Genomic DNA, 19,489 nt, shown 5'->3' with positions numbered 1-19,489 from the left:
TCACGTCGAGAGGAGATATATCGCGGCGACGGCGAGAACGATCCCGAACCCGTTTCGCACCGTCATCGACTCGTCGAGGACGAGCACGCCGATGACCGACCCGCCGACGATGAACATCGCAAAGAGGGGCACGACGATGCTGACCGGTCCGAACTCGAGTGCGCGATAGTACGCCAAGATTCCGACGCCGAGAAACAGGCCTGCGACGTACAGATAAATCGCGCTATCGGTCCGGAGATGGTGAACGACATCCTCGTCGGTGAGCGCGAGTACGAGGAGAATGAGGCTTACGAGAATGATGTTCGAAATGAGCGCTGCAACGGTACTCGGTATCTCTCGCGTTGCGACTCGAACGAGCGGCGGGACAAACGAGTAGGAGAGACACGCGACTAGTGCCCAGAAAACGTAGTTCGTTCGTATCATATCGTCTGAAAGAACGCGTTCCGATCATCTATACCTTTTTCATCGACCACTGTGTGACCGTGCTAGATGGAGCATCTCATGACCGATTCTGCCGAGAAGACAACCACCGCTGATAGTCCGCACGGTACCGCGTTCGAACTGCGTTCGCTAGCTCGGGTAAGCCGATGACCAACCTGTGTGTCTACTACGACGACGCGGCGCTAGCACACGCTCCACCGGTGGGCGAGTTCGATATGCCCTGGACGGATCGGTTGGCGGTGAAACAGTCCCATCCCGACCGACGCGAACGTATCGAGAACGTCGTCTCGATTATCCGGAGCGAACTCGACGACAGAACGACATGGGCAGAGATCGATCCGGCGACCGAATCGGAACTGAGACGTGTCCACACCGCTTCGTATATCGATGCGATCCGGACTTGGGCCGAAGACGGCGGGGGTCGACTCACGACGGAAACGGGCGGTAACGCGGAAACCTATCGCGCCGCGCTGACCGCTGCCGGCGGCGCGATCGACGCCGCCGAACACGCCGTTACCGCCGACCGCTTGGACGTTCCGTACGCGCTCGTCCGACCGAGTGGCCACCACGCTCAGCCATCCCAAAGCGATGGCTTCTGCTTTTTCAACAACGTCGCCGTCGCTGCAGCCCATCTGCTCGAGACGGGGCAAGCGGACCGCGTCGCCGTTCTCGACTGGGATGTCCATCACGCGAACGGGACCCAAGAAATCTTCTACGATCGGGACGACGTCCTCGTCGTCAGTCTCCATAACGATCATTGGTCGTGGGACGAGGAGACCCATCCGCAGTCCTGTGATCTCACCGAACGAGGGACGGGCGACGGGACGGGATACACGGTCAATGTTCCGTTCCCCGGCGGAACCGGCGATGACGGCTACCGGTACGCGATCGACGAACTCGTCGAGCCAGTGATGGCATCGTTCGATCCCGACGCACTGCTCGTGAGCGCGGGACAGGACGCTGGAACGATGGATCCACTGGGGCGAAACACCGTCACGAAACCCGGATTCGAGTCACTCGGTGCGAGAGCACGGACGCTATCGGACGAGTACGCGGACGGGTCTCTCGCAATCGTCCAAGAGGGCGGATATCACGTGACCCACCTCGCGTATGCGACGCTCGGCGTCCTCGAGGGAGCGCTCGAACTCGAGTCGGCGATCGACGACCCGTTCACGTTTATGCCCGGGAATACGGACCTCGCCGAACAGGCAGTCGACCGGGCGAGACAGGCCCACAGTGAGTACTGGCCGCTCGAGTGACTCGCGGTGGTCGGCCGGCGTCCATCTTCGGGTCGGACTCGGTAGCCGTTCTATTCGGGAGATGGGAGAAAGACGTACGAGGTCGGGAATATGGCTGCCGCGACGAGATGAGTGACAGACCATTCGTCCGTCACAGATACCATCTGCAGGTAATGGGGTGTCGATAGCTGCGGCTTTCCGAGCCTGCGTTGTTCGGAGACTCACGGGGCGGCGACTACCCGGAGACGGATTCGGACTCGCGACCTCGAGGGCCAGCGTGAAAGCGACGTTCGATGCGTCTATGCGACTACGTCGGTGACCGGACGGTTCAACAATCAGTTCGGCCAGGTGATGTGGTTTCGCGAACCGATCAACAACACGAGTGTAGTTGTAAACTCGATATTCGGGCGTATTCCGGACACTGATCACGTTCAAACACTTCTCGAGCACTCGAGAGAGGCAGTGCTACTCGATGACGGTCGTCGGTTTCTAACCGGGTTCACGAGATCAATCAACAACTCGAGAAGGATCGAACACCGGACGGCGTTGCGGTCCCGACGTACTACGGCTGTGACCGACACCAGTTCGATTTCGGCTAGAATCGGAACCACCCCAGCACTGTGTCGGATAAAAACGAGAGATGAAACGCCATCGTCATACCATCTGATAACTCACTTTTCGAGTATAAACTCGCATCAGGTTCTTTCCATAGTTCATCGACGAGTCGGACTAGTGTGTCGGCAGGCAAATACGGATAACGCAAATCGAGGCCCGGTTGGTTGACGTAGTTCGGAAAACGACTCGTCCGTTTGACTCCTCGATCGGCGTATTTTTACAGCCATATTTTTGTAATTCTCCTCCGATAGTCGCAAAGTTCCGTTCGAACATTTCGAACGATCGGCCGGGGTTCAGCTACTCATATTGATGTTGACTTCGATCACGTTCGCCGAGCGCATGACACGTTCGGAGAGACGATCTCGAGCCTGTTCATCGCGCATGAACCGCGCCGGGGCTGACACGCTTAACGACCCGAGCACGTCACCGGTGGGGCTTCGAACTGGCGCACCGATGGCACAGAACCCCTCGATTTCCTCCTCGTCGTTGTACGCGTACCCTCGGTCACGGACCGTTTCGAGTTCATCGAACAACGTCTCGCGGTCGGTGATTGTGTTCGCCGTTTGTGCGGGGAGGCCGTGTTGATCGACGATTTCCGCAACGCGGTCGCGCGGAAGGTACGCGAGGATCGCCTTCCCAGAGGCGGTGTAGTGGAGGTGATCGCGCTGCTGGAGTTTCGCCGACTGGTAGTCGCCGTCGACACCGGTTTCGCCTTTCACCTGATAGAGATTGATTCCGCGGCCGTTTTCCTCCGTGACGATATGGGTGTACTGGTCGGTCTCGTCGGCGAGTTCGTCCACCTTAGGTTTGCCGTAGCGATAGAGCGGACTCTGGCTCCGAGCGGACTCTCCGAGGACGAAGAATTTGAATGCGAGCTCGTACCGGCCGTCTCTCTGGACGAGAAAGCCGTTCTCCTCGAGCGTCTTCAGGTGGATGTAGGCTGTACTTTTCGAGACATCGAGTTCCGTCGCGAGTTCCGAAACGCCGACGCCGCCGCTCTCGCGGACGGCGTCGATAACGCGTGACGCCATCGTCACGGTCTTCAGCGTTCGCGGCCCATCGTCGCGGTCGCCTGCTGACATACCCGAATCAATTACCCCCATCGCCATCAATGTTCGCATATTTCAAATATTGCAGCGAAACGTATTCGAATGTGTCGCGTGTCCTCGAGAAGTAACTAGATCGTTCGTATTGCTTCGGAAGTCGATGAACAGAGTTCTATTCGTCGCCGATTCGTTGCAAATCAGCCTCGACTCGGGATACAACGGGAATATTCGACTCGAACCGAAGTCGAGGGTCGTGCAATCGATCGCCGATCGCACTCGCCCGAACAACCATCGACAACGCCGTGGGCGCGGTTTCGTTCAAAATAGTCGAACGTTCGAAGAGATGAGGCGTCACTTGCAGACTGGATGGGTAGAATGCAATCACAGTCGTATCAATCAACTAAGGAAGAAATATGATCCTCATATACAGACGAACGCCGACCCACAACGTTTTTGGATTACTGACCGAAATTCGTCTATCGTGCTGCAAACAGAGACGAATGTGCAAGTGTATCGGTACGTCCCCGATCGTTTCGCAACTGAGGGGGACAGATCAATCGAGCCGTCCCGAAAGGCGACTGCCATTTCGGTTCCGACGGAACGCTCACAGGTGAGGGTGAAACCGTTGCTTCGATCGGCGGGGCGATCCGCGAGGGGGGCGAGGTGACCGGTCGCGTGGTGCAGACGCCCGCTCAAACGGACCGTCCCGCAGACGAGTTCCTCATCGCCGATCCGAGCGACGGCGGATTCCGTATCCGAGAGGGACCGTCGCGAAAAGCACGAGGCGCTTACGGATGACTGAACCGGAACTGTCGATCGACGGAAAGCGACTCCGACGAGACATCGAGCAGGTCGCATCGTTCGGTGCCGTCGACACCGAGACGGGCCGCGGGCGGACGGCACTGCCGGGCGACGAGGCGAACGGCGAGGCGCGTGACTACCTCGTCGATCGCCTCGAGGAGGCGGGCCTCGAGGTCCGAGTCGATGCAGTCGGCAACGTCGCCGGCCGGTGGACGCCGCCCGGTGCGGACCCGGACGCCGCACACGTCGCCGCCGGGAGCCACCTCGATTCGGTCCCACGCGGTGGCATCTTCGACGGCCCGCTCGGCGTCTTCGCGCCCCTCGAAGCCGTCCGGGCGATTCGAGAGAGCAACGTCTCGCCCGCCCGCGGGTTCGAGGTCGTCTGCTTCACCGGCGAGGAGGGGACCCGCTTCGCCGACGGCGTCCTCGGATCGACGGTCGCGACCGGCAAACGCAGCGTCGAGGAGACGCTCGCGCTAACCGATGGCGACGAGACGCTCGAGGACGCACTTGAGCGGATCGGTTACCGCGGGACCGGTCGCCTCGATGCGAGCGAGTGGGACGCGTGGCTCGAGCTCCATATCGAGCAGAACACGCGCCTCGAAGACGCGGGCGTGCCGCTCGGCGTCGTCACCGACATCACCGGAACGGTACGGTGTCACGTGACCATCGAAGGCGAAGCCGACCACTCGGGGACGACAGGGATGACCGAACGACAGGACGCGCTCGCGGCGGCGAGCGAACTCGTCCTCGCGGTCGAGCGGAACGCCGCCGAAGCCGCGGCTTCCGGAAGCGGGACCGCAGTCGGAACGGTCGGGCAGTTCGACGTTGCGCCGAACGCCGTCAACGTCGTCCCAGGGACGGTATCGCTCCGACTCGACCTGCGATCGGTCGAATCCGCGGAGATCCAAGCGCAACTGGACGCCGTAACTAACACCCTCGCGGCCATTGAAGACGACCGGAACGTCGCGACGACCTTCGACTGCACGTACGACGTGCCGCCGACACCGCTCTCGAGACGGTGCCGAAACGTCGTCCTCGACGCGGCGGGAGACCGCGGCGTCGAGACGCGCAGGCTTCACTCGGGGGCCGGCCACGACACGATGCAGGTCGCCGACGTGACCGACGCCGCGCTCCTGTTCGCCGCCTCCGTCGGCGGCTATTCACACTCGCCGAAAGAATGGGCCGACTGGGCGGACTGTACGGCCGCGACGGCCGTCTTGGCCGACTCCCTCGCACGTCTCGCACCGACCGACGAACGCTGACGCCCGTTCCGATCACAAACCGAACCATCAATGTTAGAAATCGAAATCGAAGACACGACGTTCACGGCCGAATTGCACGAAGATCGAGCACCGAAGTCCGTCGCCGCGGTCCGAGAGTTCCTGCCGCTCGAGTCGGAACTCATGCACGTCCGCTGGAGCGGGATCGCGACGTGGATCAACATCGACGAAATCGACCTTCCCGAGATCCCGCGGGAGAATCACACGGTTTACCCCTCGCGGGGCGATCTCCTACTCTATCCGGGCTACCGGAACGAACAGGAGATCCTCGTCCCCTGCGGCCCGACGTGTTTCAAGAGTCCGGCCGGCGAACTCGCGGGGAACCACTTCGCTACCGTGGATGCGACAGCCGACGAACTCAAGGCCGTCGAAGAGGCGACCCTTCGCGACGGCGCCCACGGCGTGACGATTCGGGAGGTCGAGCGATGACGGACATCGTCGTCCTCCACGACAAGATCCACGGGCTGGATCCGGCGGCGTACGCCGAGACGATTCGAGAGGCGGTGCCGAACGCCGACGTTTCAGTCGCACGGACGCCCGCGACGGAGCGCGACCTCCTCTGCGAGGCGACGGTCGCGACCGGTTATCAGATCGACCCCGAACTCGTTTCAGCCTCGGACACCCTCGAGCTGTTCGCCTGTACGTTTGCGGGCACCGGCCACCTCCCCCTCGAGACGCTCGAGGCCGAGGGCGTGGCCGTCACGAGCGCGTCCGGCGTTCACGGTCCGAACATCGCCGAACAGGTCCTGGGATACGTCCTCGCGGACGTGCGGAACCTCCGGCGGGGGTGGGAACAGCACGAACGCGGCGAGTGGAACCACTACCAGGGCGGCGAACTCCGCGGATCGACCGCGACCGTCGTCGGCATGGGTCCGATCGGGCGGGAAATCATCGCCCGCCTCGACGATTTCGGCGTCGAGACCATCGGCGTTCGCTACACGCCGTCAAAGGGCGGGAACGCCGACGAGGTCGTCGGCTTCGAGGACACCGTCGACGCGGCCGCGCGCAGCGACTATCTGGTGCTCGCCTGTCCGCTCACCGAGACCACCGACGGACTCGTCGACGAGCGGCTCCTCGGCACCCTCCCGACGAACGCGATGCTCGTCAACGTCGCACGCGGCCCCGTGGTCGACACCGATGCGCTCGTCGCTGCGCTTCGGGGCAACGACATCCGCAGCGCCGCACTCGACGTCACCGATCCCGAGCCCCTACCCGCCGACCACCCACTCTGGACGCTCGGCGACTGCCTCGTCACCCCCCACAACGCCGGCCACACCCCCAACTACTGGGACCGCTGCACCGAGATTCTTTGCGACGCCCTCGAGGAGACCTCGCTGATGCGGAACTCGTAGGACAGGATAGGCAGACCAACTCGGCTCGTTTTTCGCGGTATGATGTCCTCTGATGGACCGCTACGTGCAGACAGCGGTAATCGGCGGCCGCCCGCATTGACGAGGACTAACGCAAGAGGCAGGCAGACTCGTTTTGTGCCCCGTCTACCCGGCCGTTTCGTCTACCGAGAGAGACCGCGGTATCGATCGAAGCGAGCGGGCACGTTCACGATTTTCGACCGCGAGTGGTCCGCTCTGCACACGATGTCGAAGGCTCGAGGATAATCGCTACGTTCGTGTCGTCTCGAATCGGATATAAGGTAGTGGTCAGTGTGCCCGACTCCTTATTCTATATCGATGTTCGGATGGAAACACTCAAATGAGGTTTCCATCTACGTCCATCCGCATGACTGACGACTATGGAGACAATCGTGTAGTTTCGCGCCGTAGTTTTGTACGGATTGCTGGCACCGCGTCGGCGGTCGGCGTGGCCGGCTGTCTGGGTGGGAGTGACAGCAGTGATACGTTCACGCTCGGGGCCATTCATCCGCTGTCGGGTGACGCCGCGGAGATGGGATCGCGGTTTCAAGACATCGTGAGCGCGGGCGTCCAGGCCGTCAACGAGGGTGCCTCCGACCTCGAGCCGCTGGCCGGTGCCGAAGGTGAGGGCTTACCGGGACAGGACGGAACGGAAGTCGAGGTCCTCTGGGCGGATCATCAGGGGTCCTCCGACGTCGCGAGGTCCGAGGCCGAGAGCATGGTCCTCGACGACGGCGTCGACGTGCTCCTCGGGAGTTACTACAGCGGGACGACGGAAGTCGTGAGTCAAGTCGCCCAGCGCGAAGGCGTCCCTCACATTTGCGGGACCGCGATCGGCGAAGGACTCACCGAGCGGGATCTCGACTGGTTCTGGCAGGTGCCGCCCCACACCGGCGTCAAAGGCGAGTCGATGTTCGAGTTCGCCGACGGCATGAACGAGCAACACGACGCGGGACTCGAGACGGTCTCGATCATCCATCAGGACGGGACCTTCGGGACCGAGGTCGCGAACTCGATGCAACGCGTCGTCGAGGAATCCGACTTCGAACTGGCACTGGACACGATCTCCTACTCCGCGCAGTCGGTGAATTCGCTGTCGACGGAGATCCGGAACATCGAGCAGGCCGGCGCGGACATCATCGTCCACGCCGCGAACGTCCGTGACGCGGTGATCATGCTCGAGGACATGCAGACCGAGGACTACTACCCGGAACTGATGCTCACGCCGGGATCGGCCTACCTCGATCCGTCGCTGCTCGAGGAGAGCGTCTCGGACTACGTCTTCTCCGGTTCGGACTTCGCACACGATATGTTCGAAGTACACCCGCCGATGGGGGCGTACAACAGCTATTCCGAGGAGGAATCCGGGACACCGTTCGACGGGAGCAGTATCTACGCATGGGGCGAGTTCTTCACCGCGATCGCAGCGGCGGATCGGGCCGAGAGCCTCTCGTCGGACGACCTCCGGGCCAGTCTGAACTCGATGAGCGCGGAGCCGTACGTAGCGGGGCTCCCGTACCCGGTCGAGTTCGACGACAACGGCTACAATCAGGAGGCGTTCAGTTTCGTCGTCCAGTCCGAGGATAGCCAACTCGAGACCGTCTGGCCGTTCGATCAGGCACAGGACGACGCCATGACCTACCCCGTCCCGAGCTGGGATGAACGCTGACGATCACGCCTATGCTATCCATCTTACCTAGCGCGATCGTCGACGGCATCCTGATCGGCCTCACCTACGGCCTCGTCGCGGCGGGCCTCGGGCTCATCTGGGGCGTGATGGACATCGTGAATTTCGCCCACGGAGAGCACATGCTCATCGCGATGTACGTGACGCTGCTCACCGCCGCGGAGTTGAACGTCGATCCGCTCTTGCTCCTGCCGGTCAACGTCGTCCTCATGTTCCTGATCGGGTACGCGACGTATTTCCTCGTCATCAAGCGGGTCATGGACGGGCCGGTACTCGGACAGGTACTCTGTACCTTCGGGCTGTTACTGGTCATTCGGTACGGGATCATGTACGCCGCAGGCCCGACGACGCGGACCATCGACGACTTCGTCTTCGCCGGGAGCACCACGGTGTTCGGGATCTCGATCTCGTTCCCGGAGGTCCTGACCGCGCTGGTCAGTATCGTAACCGTCGCAGCGCTCTATGTCCTGTTGCAGAAAACGGAGACGGGAAAAGCAATCAGAGCGACGGCACAGGACAAGCAAGCGGCACAGGTCCTCGGTATCGAAACCGACCGCGTCTACGCGGTCGCATGGGGGATCGGCCTCGCCGCGACCGGCGTCGCGGGGACGATGGTCGCGACGTTCTTCCCGGTCCAACCCGAAGCGACGCCAGTCGTCTGGACCATCGCCTCGTTCGCGGCCGTCGCACTGGGCGGGCTCGGCGGTATACTCGGGCCGGTCGCGGGCGGCGTCGTTATCGGGCTCGTCGAGAATATCGGCGCGGCCGTCCTCGACTCGTCGTACAGACAGTTGTACGTCTACCTCGTCCTCATCGGCGCGCTGATCTACCAGCGTGAGGGGATTCTCAACTGGGTGAACAGCTAATGAGCGGGCTCGAGCAACACGTCCGCGAATCCGTCGCGAAGATCGGACGGCAGACCGGGCTTCGATCGGTCCCACTCAGCTACGTCATCCTGGCGTTTTTCGCGGCGACACTCGCAATTCCGTCCCTGTCCACGAGTTACTTCTTCCTGAACACGGCCATCTACGCGTTCCTGTTCATCGGGTTGGGCCACTCGTGGAACGTGATCGGCGGCTACGCGGGACAGATCTCGCTCGGTCACGCGGCCATGTTCGCCATCGGCGGCTACACGACCGCCGTCCTGTTCATCTTCTACGACGTGACGCCGTACGTCGGGCTCGTCGCGGGCGGACTACTCGCTGCGGTCGCCGGACTCGCGCTCGGGGCGATCACCTTTCGGCTCCGCTATCACTACTTCTCGATCGCGACGCTCGCCGCGTCGCTGGGCATGTCCATCGTCTTCCTTCGGTGGGACTGGATCGGTGGTGCCGTCGGACTGGAGTACCCGCTGGCCGAGATCGGGAACGCGTACGCCTTCGCCTTCCGCGATCGCCGGCTCTACTTCTACGTGATGTGGGCATTCGCGCTCGCGACCACGCTGTTCGTCTACCGGCTCCACACGTCCAAGCTCGGAATCTACCTTCGAGCGATCGACATGGACCAAGAACTCGCGGAGAACGCCGGTATCAGCGCGTTCTGGTACAAGATGTACGCGATGGGGCTGAGCTCGTTCATCGCGGGCGTCGGCGGCGGCCTGTTCGCCCAGTACCTGCTGTACATCGACCCGCAGACGACGCTGAAACTCATACGGAACGTTGAGTTCGTCCTCATCGCAGTCATCGGCGGCCTCGGAACCGTCCTCGGCCCCATCGTCGGTGCGCTGATCTATATTCCGACGCGCGAGTACACTCGGACGATCCTCAGCGGGAGCCACACTGGCCTCGACTGGGTGATCTTCGGTACGATTCTGGTCCTGCTCTCGATTTACAAGCCGAACGGGCTGATCGAGCGCCGCCCCGTCATCGGCGATAGGACCGGTCGGAAACCGAACAGTTCGGAGGGTGAAAGCGATGATAACTGACACCGATACGCGCCGTGCTACCACGGAACCGGTACTTCGGATCGACGGACTGCGCAAGGAATTCCCGGGAGCCGTCGCGCTCGACGGCGTCTCCTGTGAGATCCGACGCGGGGAAGTCGTCGGCATCGTCGGCCCGAACGGCGCGGGCAAGTCGACGCTGTTCAACTGCATCATGGGCGTCCACGATCCGACCGACGGACAGGTCCACCTCAACGACGAGGAGATCACGGCCGAGTTCACCTCGAGAATCGTCCGCAGCGGCGTTTCGAGGACGTTCCAACTCGCGCGCGTGTTCCCGGACCTCACGGTTCGGGAGAACATGGTCGCGAATCAAGACCACGCCGACGAGCACATCCTGAAGACGGTGGTCGCCGACGCGGAGTCAACCCCGCGAATCGACGACCTCGTCGAACTGGTCGGCCTCTGGGATCTCAGGGACAGGAAGGCGGGCGAACTGTCGACCGGGCAGAAGAAACTCCTCACGATCGCCGCGTCCCTGCTCCAAGACCCTGAGATCGTGCTGCTGGACGAACCGACTGCAGGCGTCAATCCGAATCTGGTCGACGACATCATCGAGACCGTCGTCGAACTCAACGACAATGGGGCGACGTTCTGTATCATCGAGCATGACATGGACGTCATCCAGACGCTGAGCGATTACATCTACGTGCTCAACAACGGAACGAACCTCGTGGACGGAACGCCGGACGTCGCCCTCGAGGACCCGGCGGTCTTGGAAGCGTACTTCGGAGAGTGAATACGATGGCACTACTAACAGTCGACGACGTACACGCCGGCTACGAGAACTTCCTCGTCCTCACGGGCGCATCACTTCGGGTCGAGGAGGGCGAGATCGTCTGCGTTATCGGACCGAACGGTGCGGGAAAATCGACGCTGTTCAAGACGATCTACGGTTTGTTGGATCCGACGCGCGGGGAGATCCGTTACGACGGCCGAGACATCACCGGTTCGACCCAAGAGGAACTGCTCACATCGGGCATCTCGTACGTGCTCCAGCGAAACGCCGCGTTCCCCGATATGTCCGTCCGAGACAACTTGGAACTGGGCGCACACGTCGCCGGACGGAACCACGACACTGCGGCGGCAATCGAGGAGGTCTACGAGATCTTCCCGGCACTCCGCGAGTACGAGGACACCCCCGCAGGAAATCTCAGCGGCGGCCAACAGCAGATGGTCGAACTCGGCCGCGGACTGATGCTCGACCCCGAGTTGCTCCTCCTCGACGAACCGACGGCGGGACTCGCACCGAAGGCGATCGACATGATCTTCGAGAAGATCGAGGCGATAAACGACCGCGGCGTTACCGTCTTAATGATCGAACAGAACGTCAAAACGGGCGTCGAGCACTCGGATCACGTCTTCGTCCTGGAGAACGGGTCCACTCACCACGACGGCGATGCGGCGACGATCCTCGACCGACCCGAGATCCGCGAAGCGTACCTCAAAGTCGAACGGGACCAATGACCCGAGTCGAGACGATACTTACGGGCGGAACCGTCGTGACGGCCGAGTCGATGTTCGACGCCGCCGTCGCCGTCGATGACGGGACGATCGTCGGCGTCGGAAAAGAACGGACGCTGCCGGCAGCCGAGCGCTCGATCGACGTCTCGGGGAAGCTCGTCCTCCCGGGCGTCGTCGATCCGCACGTCCACGTCGCTGGCTACAACTCGATCGACTCGTACGAAACCGGAACGGCAGCAGCGGCCGCCGGCGGCGTCACGAGTATCGTGAACTTCGCGTGGCAGGGCTGGCAGGACGGAACGTGGGGTGAGGGAACCCTGCGTGACGCCATCGAACGACACCGCGCCAAGGCCTCCCCGGTGGTCGATTACGGGCTCCACGCCGCCATTACGCAGGAAACGGCTGCCGTACTGGATGAACTCCCGGAACTACTCGAGGAGGGGGTCACGTCGGTCAAACTGTTCATGACCGACGACATCCGGTTGTCGAACGGCTTCATCGGCGAAGTGTTCGACCGCCTCTCGGACACGGGTATCGTCGGAATGGTCCACGCGGAAGACTACTCGGTCTGCCAGCAGCGGGCAGACGCGGTGCGGGCAACGCCGTCGGTGGATTCCCCGACATCCTATCCCCGGACGCGGCCGGAGTACGCCGAGGCGATGGCAGTCGACTCCGCGGTCAGACTGGCCCTCGCCGCCGACGCGAAGTACTACGGCGTCCACACGACATCGGAAGCGGCCGCCGACGTAATCGCGTCGCTCCGGGACGACGGGTCGAACGTGCGAGCCGAGACGTGTACGCATTACATGGCGCTCGATGAGACCGCCTACGAGCGATTCAGCAACGCGGCGCTCATGGCGCCGCCACTCCGGACTTCCGACGATGTCGACGCGTTGTTCGACCGCCTGCGCGACGGAACCCTCACGACCGTCTCGACCGATCACGTCGCCCAGAAGCGGGCGCGGAAAACGGGAGGTCCGTGGTGGGAGAGCCCGTTCGGCGTGAACAGCCTGCAGACGAGTCTGCCGGTCTTCCACGACGAGGCCGTCATCCGGCGGGGCCTCTCCTACCCTGATCTGGTTCGTCTGAAGTGTCGGAACCCGGCCCGTACCTTCGGATTGCCACAGAAGGGACGAATCGAACCCGGCACGGACGCCGACCTCGTGGTCTTCGACCCGAACGAGACGGATACCGTCACCGCCGACCGGAACCACTCGAGGGCGGACTACTCGGTCTACGAGGGACGCGAACTCACCGGTCGAGTGAAGCAAACGTTCGTCCGCGGCGAGGAAGTCTATATCGACGGGGAGATCGTCGCCAGTCCGGGCCACGGCGAGTTCCTCGCTCGCGACGTTCCCGACTGGGACGAGGGGACCGGGTAGCGAGAGCGGACTCCCGAGTTTGCTGGACGGCGACGGCACCGTCCGGTGGGTGACCCTCGAGACCGTCACATTGTCTCCGTCACCCATCGCCTTCGTTTGCGTTTTCGTCCGAGTAGAGGCTTTGTGAGCGAAAAATATGAACGAATCCATCTCAAAGTCGTATAAGGAATGGGAGAACGGTCGGTCCGGTAAATTTGGCCGTTATCAGGATATTCACTACCGGTATCCCACACTAGATGTGTGTATGCTCGATATTCCGCTACACACCGGCGCACAGCATCCCGACCTCCTCTGGGTACTCGTTCCAAGCATCCTCTCGTTCATCGCGGGACTCGGCCTCGGGTCGTTCTCGGATCGACTGCGCAGTTGGGTCCGCCCGCAACGGGCTGTTTCGAACGACTGAGGCCGTCGTGAGCGCACCGCGAGGACGTCTCGAAGGGGCTGCGGGAGCGACATCTGTAGACAGTGGATCGGTTATCGGCGTCGTCCCGGGTTTCGCAAATATTGTTGTCCGCGTGTGTATTTACGTACTCCGTCCGTCTTGTCCGGGACGTAATGACGTTTCGTGTTATCGTACGTCCCATTGCGAGGGCCGGAGTGATCGAGCGATGAGCGAGTTCGTCCCGGGCGAACTGCTCCCATCCGACGAGCCGGTGACGATAAACGAGGGCCGACCGACCGAGACGGTGACAGTCGAGAACACCGGCGATCGACCCGTCCAAGTCGGCTCGCACTTCCACTTCCTCGAGGTCAACCCCGGGCTCGAGTTCGATCGGGAGGCCGCCTACGGAATGCGACTGGACATTCCAGCGGGGACCGCCGTCAGGTTCGAACCGGGGTGTGAACGCGATGTCGATCTCGTCGATATCGGCGGCGATCGAATCGTCCGCGGTATGGGCGGCTTGGTCGACGGCCGCCTCGACGACGAAGGTGCGAAAGCGGCGGCACTGGAGCGCGCTCGAGAGCAGGGCTACATTTCGGAGGGAGCAGAATGAGCCGCGACCTCCCGCGGAGAGAGTACACGGAACTGTTCGGGCCGACCGAGGGCGACCGACTCCGGCTCGGTGATACGAACCTGCTGGCGAAGATCGAACGGGATCACGCCGTCCCCGGCGAGGAAGCCGTCTTCGGCGGCGGGAAGACGATGCGCGACGGGATGGGAATGCAGTCGGGGACGACCCAAGCCGACGGGGCGCTCGACTGGGCGTTCACGAACGTCGTGATCATTGACCCGGTGTTGGGCGTTCGGAAGAGCGATATCGGCGTTCGAAACGGGAAAATCGTCGGTGTCGGCAAGGCGGGCAATCCCGATACGATGGACGGCGTCGACATGGTGATCGGGGCGAGCACGGACACGATTCCCGCCGACGGGCTGATCGCGACGCCCGGCGCGCTCGACATCCACGTCCACTTCAACAGCCCGCAACTGGTCGAACACGCGCTCGGATCGGGTGTGACGACGATGCTCGGCGGCGGCTTCGGCGGCGGCGCGACGACCTGTACGCCCGGTCCGGAGAACGTCAAACGGTTCCTGCAGGCCGCCGAAGATTGGCCGGTCAATGTCGGCTTCTACGGCAAGGGCAACAGCAGCGAGCCCGAGGCACTCCGCGAACAGATCGAAGCCGGCGTGGCCGGGCTCAAGCTCCACGAGGACTGGGGCTCGACCCCCGCCGCGATCGATACCTGTCTCGCGGTCACCGACGAGGAAGACATCCAGGTCTGTATCCACACGGACACGTTAAACGAGTCGGGGTTCGTCGAGGACACCTTCGACGCCATCGACGGCCGCGCGATCCACACGTTCCACATCGAGGGCGCCGGCGGGGGCCACGCCCCCGACGTGCTCGAGTTGATCGGCCACGAGCACATGCTGCCGTCATCGACGAACCCGTCGATGCCCTACACCGAGAACACGTTCGACGAACATCTCGACATGGTCATGGTCTGTCACCACCTCGATCCCGACATTCCGGAAGACGTCGCCTTCGCTGAGTCGCGCATCCGCGCGGAGACGATCGGCGCGGAGGACGTCCTCCACGACACCGGCGCCATCTCGATGATGACCTCCGACTCCCAGGCGATGGGGCGAATGGCGGAGGTCGTCAGCCGCACGTGGCAAACCGCCCACAAGATGAAGGCCCAGCGGGGTCCCCTCGAGGCAGACGAGGGAACCGAGGCCGACAACGCCCGAATCAAACGCTACGTCGCGAAGTACACGATCAACCCCGCGATCACCGCGGGGATCGACGACTACGTCGGCTCGCTCGAGCCGGGCAAGCTGGCGGACATCGCGCTGTGGCAGCCGGAATTCTTCGGGGTCAAGCCGAAGGCGGTCATCAAGGGTGGCTTCCCGGTCTGGTCCCAGATGGGGGAGGCGAACGGCTCGCTGATGACTTGCGAACCCGTTATCGGCCGCGAACGCGCCGGGGCGCAGGGTCGGGCGAAACAGGGCCTCTCGGTGTCGTTCGTCAGCGAGGCGGCCGACGAGAACGATGTCGGCGAGGCCTACGACCTGAAAACGCCGGTCCGTCCCGTCAGCGGCACGCGAGCGGTCCGGAAATCGGACATGCACCACAACGACCACTGTCCGAACGATATCGAGATCGACGCCCAGACGTTCGAGGTCGAAGTCGACGGCGAACACGTCACCTGCGACCCGGCCGACGAAGTCCCCCTTGCCCAGCGATACCTGCTCTGAACTCATGATCGACAGCTCCACACGGACATCCACGACAGCGAGTGCGGTAGTACCGACGACGCGAACAGCCGACTCGAGCCGGCGCGGCCGGCCGAACGGGTCGACGGAGGTGCGCCGATGGGAATGAACCTCTCGCCGAAGGAAATGGAGCGGTTGACGGTCTTCATGGCCGCCGAACTCGCGCGACGACGCAAAGAACGGGGCGTGAAGCTCAACCATCCCGAGACGGTCGCGTACATCTCCGACTGGGCCTGCGAGGCCGCCCGCGAGGGCAAGTCCGTCTCGCAGATCCGCTCGGAGGCGACCCAGCTGCTGACTCGCGAGGACGTCATGGACGGCGTTCCCGAGATGGTCGACATGATCCAGATCGAACCCGTCTTCCCCGACGGCACCAAGCTCGTCACCGTCCACGATCCGATCCGGGCCGACAGCCACGAGCAACTCGAGACCGTCGATCCGGATCCCGACGAGGAACTCGGGACAGAGAGCGAGACGGACGCGGCCGCCGAGAGCGACGCACGCGAAATCGACGACGGATCGCAGCCGATGGAGGGAGACTGATGGGGTATCGCGACGTTGCGAAGGTCGGCCTCGGCGGTCCCGTTGGCTCGGGCAAGACGGCGCTGGTCCGTCGGCTCGTCCCCGAACTCGTCGAGCGCGACTACGAGGTCGGCGTCATCGCCAACGACATCATGACCCAAGAGGACGCCGACGTCTTCCGCGAGTCCTTCGCGGACCTGCTCCCCGCGGATCTGGTCGAGGGCGTCGAAACCGGGGCCTGTCCCCACACGGGCATCCGCGAGGATCCGTCGATGAACCTCGCGGCCATCGACGAGTTCACCGAGCGCCACCCCGAACTGGACGTGGTCCTGATCGAGAGCGGCGGCGACAACCTCGCCGCGACGTTCAATCCCGAACTCGCGGACTACTTCCTGTTCGTCATCTCGGTCGCCGAGGGCGAGGACATCCCGCGCAAGCGCGGCCCCGGCGTCACCCAAGCCGATCTACTGGTCGTCAACAAGACCGACCTCGCACCCCACGTCGACGCCGATCTGACCGTGATCGAAGAAGACGCCGCCGCAGTCCGGGGTGACGACCCCTTCGTCTTCACCAACTGCAAGGACGGCGAGGGGGTCGATAGCGTCCTCGAGCACGTCGAGCGGGAGGTGTTGTTCGCGTGAGCGCCGGCGCAGATCCGGCGCGGCTGCCGCCCGCCTTCGAGGCCTACGCCGACGAATCGCTCGCGCAGGCCCCCGCCGGCGGTCCCGGGAAGAACGGGCTGCTCGAGGCGACCTTTGCCCGCAGCGGCGACGGGCCGACCCGCATGGTCCGGGACCGCGTGAAGGTACCCTACCACCTGACTGGAACTCTCGACACCGATCCAGCGCCCGGGCTCGCGACGCTGGTCGCACAGGAGCCGACCGGCGGCGTCGCACAGGGCGACCGCCACCGGATGGCTATCGAGACCAAGCTCGGTGCCCGCGCGCACGCCACCACCCAGAGCGCGACGAAGGTCCACAGCATGGCCGCCAACTACGCCCACCTCGAGACGTCGCTTCGAGCCGAGTCGGGGAGCTACCTCGAGTACGTGCCGGGACCGACGATCGTCAACGAAAATGCACGCTGTCTCCAGACGGTAGCCGTCGACCTCGCGGCCGACGCGGTCGTGGTCGTCGCCGACGTGCTCGTCCCGGACGGGTTGACCGACCACGAGCCGTTCGGGTTCGACCACTACCACGCGCGCGTCGAGGCCGAGTGCGACGGGCAATTAGTCTGTGCCGACGCCGTCGATCTGCGCCCCGACGAGCGCGATCCGCGGGACCCGGCCAGCGTCGGCGAGTACGGCGTCGTCGGGACGCTGTACGTCTTCGCTCCGAGTGCCGAGCACGGAGACAGGGACGACGGTGCAGTCGCAGCCGACGGATCGAGCCGGAACCCGGACCTCGAGTCACTGACCGAGGCCGTGCACGACCGGATCGCGGACCGCGACGGCGTCCACGTCGGCGTCTCGAGGCTGCCGTACGACGCCGGGGTGATCGTCCGACTCCTCGGCCACCGGCAAGCCGACGTGACCGAGGCGCTCCGCGGTGCGTGGGACGAAACGAGACAGGCGACACTGGGGGTCGGCATACCCGCCGACCGGCGATACTGATGGAACGAATCGACGGCATCGTCGGGAACGTCCACGCCGACGACGACCTCGCAGCGCTGCGCACAGAGTACGCGGTCCGCGACGCCGTAGAGCGCGTCGTTATCGACGCCGAGAACCGCCGCCGGTCGCGGTTCCGGACGACGACCGATGCGGGGACGGACGTCGGCGTCATCGTCGACAAGCCCGCGGTGTCGGCCGGCGACGTCCTGCTCGTCGATGACGATCGGATGATCGTCGTCGCGTTCGAACCGCTGGACGCGATCTCGATCTCGCTGCCCGAGGCGACGGACGAGGCGCTCGCGGCGGCGGTCGAACTCGGACACCGCGTCGGGAACCAGCACTGGGACCTCGCCGTCGAGGACGGGACCGTCTACGTCCCGCTCGAGGCCGACCGGCACATCGTCGAGCGCGTCGTCGAGGATGTCGTCCCCGGCACCGAACTTCGGGAGACGACCGTCGAGGCCGACCTGTTCGTGACGGATCTCGACAACGGAGGGGACAGGTCGGGCGGTGAGCCTGGCCACACCCACGGTGCGGACCACGACCACAGCCACGGTACAGGCCACGACCACAGTCACGGTACAGGCCACGAGCACAGCCATGACCACTGATCCGAGTGCGTTTCTGACGGCGCTTCGACTCTCGGACTCGTTTCTCCCGGTTGGCGGCTACACCGCCTCCTACGGGCTCGAGCAGTACCTCAACGAAGACCGGATCGAGGACGGCGACGACCTTCGGAAACTGATCGCGGCCTACCTGCAGCGCGTGGTCGGCCCGTGCGAGACCGTGGCGCTGTCGAACGCACACGCCGCGAGCGCCGCCGTCGATCTCGAGCGGTTGCTGGCCGTCGACGAACGGCTGCACGCGGTAACGATGCCGCAGGAGTTCCGCGAGAGTTCGACGAAAGCGGGTGCGAAGCTCTGTGAGCTGCTGGAATCGGGCGCGGGGACGACGGTTTCGAACCCGAACGGGAGCCGTCAAATGCAGGACGAAGCCTCTGCGTCGGCGACTGACGGGGGCGACATCGTGGCCGACTTCGCCGCCGCGATCAAGGCCGATGCGACGCCGGGCCACTATCCGGTCGTCTTCGGTGTCGTCACCGCGGCGCGGGGACTCTCGCGACTCGAGTCCTGTCTCGCACACGCACACTCGTTCGTGACAGGACTGCTCGGGGCCGCACAGCGACTCGGCCGGTTCGGCCACACCGAGATCCAGTCGGTACTCGAGATACTGGAACCGGAGATAAGGGCGATCTGCGAGCGCCACATCGACGACGACATCGCGGCGATGGCCTCGTTCGCGCCGCTGGCCGAGATCATGGGGATGCGGCACGAACACGCCGGCAGACGGCTGTTTATGAGCTGATCGAG

The 19,489-nt window shown here is 63.6% G+C and carries 20 protein-coding genes; 18 read left to right on the top strand and 2 right to left on the bottom strand.

What is annotated here, in order from left to right; translation table 11 throughout:
- A complete protein-coding gene (locus FEJ81_RS21440) occupies window positions 1-423 on the bottom strand; it encodes an EamA family transporter (protein WP_138247245.1) in 423 nt (140 codons plus the stop codon).
- A 164-nt stretch (window positions 424-587) separates the two neighbouring features.
- Here FEJ81_RS21440 and FEJ81_RS21435 point away from each other — a divergent pair, with 164 nt between their 5' ends.
- Window positions 588-1,700 (top strand): arginase family protein, encoded by a 1,113-nt coding sequence (locus FEJ81_RS21435; RefSeq protein WP_138247244.1) that lies wholly within the window; start codon window positions 588-590, stop codon window positions 1,698-1,700.
- Window positions 1,701-2,587: 887 nt separating this feature from the next.
- On the opposite strand, the gene FEJ81_RS21430 is transcribed toward FEJ81_RS21435, so the two are convergent.
- A complete protein-coding gene (locus tag FEJ81_RS21430; protein WP_138247243.1) occupies window positions 2,588-3,376 on the bottom strand; it encodes an IclR family transcriptional regulator in 789 nt (262 codons plus the stop codon).
- Between the two features lie 758 nt (window positions 3,377-4,134).
- On the opposite strand from FEJ81_RS21430, the gene FEJ81_RS21425 reads away from it, so the two are divergent.
- The 17 genes from FEJ81_RS21425 to FEJ81_RS21350 all read left to right on the top strand — a co-directional run bounded on the left by FEJ81_RS21425 (window position 4,135) and on the right by FEJ81_RS21350 (window position 19,484).
- Window positions 4,135-5,406 carry a Zn-dependent hydrolase gene (locus FEJ81_RS21425; RefSeq protein ID WP_138247242.1) on the top strand — a complete coding sequence of 424 codons (1,272 nt, stop codon included), beginning with the start codon at window positions 4,135-4,137 and terminating at the stop codon, window positions 5,404-5,406.
- 30 nt (window positions 5,407-5,436) lie between these two features.
- Window positions 5,437-5,853 (top strand): DUF3830 family protein, encoded by a 417-nt coding sequence (locus tag FEJ81_RS21420; RefSeq protein ID WP_138247241.1) that lies wholly within the window; start codon window positions 5,437-5,439, stop codon window positions 5,851-5,853.
- Window positions 5,850-6,776: a D-2-hydroxyacid dehydrogenase gene (locus FEJ81_RS21415; RefSeq protein ID WP_138247240.1), complete on the top strand. Its 927-nt coding sequence runs from the start codon at window positions 5,850-5,852 to the stop codon at window positions 6,774-6,776. The genes FEJ81_RS21420 and FEJ81_RS21415 overlap by 4 nt, the downstream gene beginning before the upstream one ends.
- A 358-nt stretch (window positions 6,777-7,134) precedes the next feature.
- Window positions 7,135-8,463: an ABC transporter substrate-binding protein gene (locus FEJ81_RS21410; RefSeq protein ID WP_138247239.1), complete on the top strand. Its 1,329-nt coding sequence runs from the start codon at window positions 7,135-7,137 to the stop codon at window positions 8,461-8,463.
- A gap of 11 nt (window positions 8,464-8,474) precedes the next feature.
- On the top strand, window positions 8,475-9,347 hold the full coding sequence (locus FEJ81_RS21405) for a branched-chain amino acid ABC transporter permease (RefSeq protein ID WP_138247238.1): 873 nt from the start codon (window positions 8,475-8,477) through the stop codon (window positions 9,345-9,347).
- On the top strand, window positions 9,347-10,405 hold the full coding sequence (locus FEJ81_RS21400; RefSeq protein WP_138247237.1) for a branched-chain amino acid ABC transporter permease: 1,059 nt from the start codon (window positions 9,347-9,349) through the stop codon (window positions 10,403-10,405). The genes FEJ81_RS21405 and FEJ81_RS21400 overlap by 1 nt, the downstream gene beginning before the upstream one ends.
- Window positions 10,395-11,162, top strand: a complete 768-nt coding sequence (locus tag FEJ81_RS21395; RefSeq protein ID WP_138247236.1) for an ABC transporter ATP-binding protein — start codon at window positions 10,395-10,397, stop codon at window positions 11,160-11,162. Before FEJ81_RS21400 ends, FEJ81_RS21395 begins: the two co-directional genes overlap by 11 nt.
- A 5-nt stretch (window positions 11,163-11,167) precedes the next feature.
- A complete protein-coding gene (locus FEJ81_RS21390; protein WP_138247235.1) occupies window positions 11,168-11,890 on the top strand; it encodes an ABC transporter ATP-binding protein in 723 nt (240 codons plus the stop codon).
- The gene (locus FEJ81_RS21385) at window positions 11,887-13,269 is read left to right on the top strand and encodes a dihydroorotase (RefSeq protein WP_138247234.1); all 1,383 of its coding nucleotides are present in this window, start codon (window positions 11,887-11,889) and stop codon (window positions 13,267-13,269) included. The genes FEJ81_RS21390 and FEJ81_RS21385 overlap by 4 nt, the downstream gene beginning before the upstream one ends.
- Before the next feature lie 244 nt (window positions 13,270-13,513).
- A complete protein-coding gene (locus tag FEJ81_RS23525) occupies window positions 13,514-13,672 on the top strand; it encodes a hypothetical protein (RefSeq protein WP_175416534.1) in 159 nt (52 codons plus the stop codon).
- A gap of 205 nt (window positions 13,673-13,877) precedes the next feature.
- On the top strand, window positions 13,878-14,264 hold the full coding sequence (locus FEJ81_RS21380) for an urease subunit beta (RefSeq protein WP_138247233.1): 387 nt from the start codon (window positions 13,878-13,880) through the stop codon (window positions 14,262-14,264).
- Window positions 14,261-15,967: an urease subunit alpha gene (gene ureC, locus FEJ81_RS21375; RefSeq protein ID WP_138247232.1), complete on the top strand. Its 1,707-nt coding sequence runs from the start codon at window positions 14,261-14,263 to the stop codon at window positions 15,965-15,967. Before FEJ81_RS21380 ends, ureC begins: the two co-directional genes overlap by 4 nt.
- A gap of 117 nt (window positions 15,968-16,084) precedes the next feature.
- Complete coding sequence (locus FEJ81_RS21370) at window positions 16,085-16,528, top strand: urease subunit gamma (RefSeq protein WP_394349676.1); 444 nt, start codon at window positions 16,085-16,087, stop codon at window positions 16,526-16,528.
- The gene (gene ureG, locus FEJ81_RS21365; protein WP_138247231.1) at window positions 16,528-17,148 is read left to right on the top strand and encodes an urease accessory protein UreG; all 621 of its coding nucleotides are present in this window, start codon (window positions 16,528-16,530) and stop codon (window positions 17,146-17,148) included. The genes FEJ81_RS21370 and ureG overlap by 1 nt, the downstream gene beginning before the upstream one ends.
- Window positions 17,145-18,119, top strand: a complete 975-nt coding sequence (locus FEJ81_RS21360) for an urease accessory protein UreD (protein WP_138247230.1) — start codon at window positions 17,145-17,147, stop codon at window positions 18,117-18,119. The genes ureG and FEJ81_RS21360 overlap by 4 nt, the downstream gene beginning before the upstream one ends.
- Window positions 18,119-18,730, top strand: coding sequence for an urease accessory protein UreE (gene ureE, locus FEJ81_RS21355; RefSeq protein ID WP_138247229.1), 612 nt, complete (start codon window positions 18,119-18,121; stop codon window positions 18,728-18,730). The genes FEJ81_RS21360 and ureE overlap by 1 nt, the downstream gene beginning before the upstream one ends.
- Window positions 18,720-19,484: an urease accessory protein UreF gene (locus tag FEJ81_RS21350; protein WP_138247228.1), complete on the top strand. Its 765-nt coding sequence runs from the start codon at window positions 18,720-18,722 to the stop codon at window positions 19,482-19,484. The genes ureE and FEJ81_RS21350 overlap by 11 nt, the downstream gene beginning before the upstream one ends.
- Window positions 19,485-19,489 lie beyond the last annotated feature (5 nt).

The organism is Natrinema versiforme, assembly GCF_005576615.1.
GTDB lineage: Archaea > Halobacteriota > Halobacteria > Halobacteriales > Natrialbaceae > Natrinema > Natrinema versiforme_A.
Note: the sequence above shows the minus strand (reverse complement) of the source record. Positions and strands in the feature narration are given on the sequence as shown.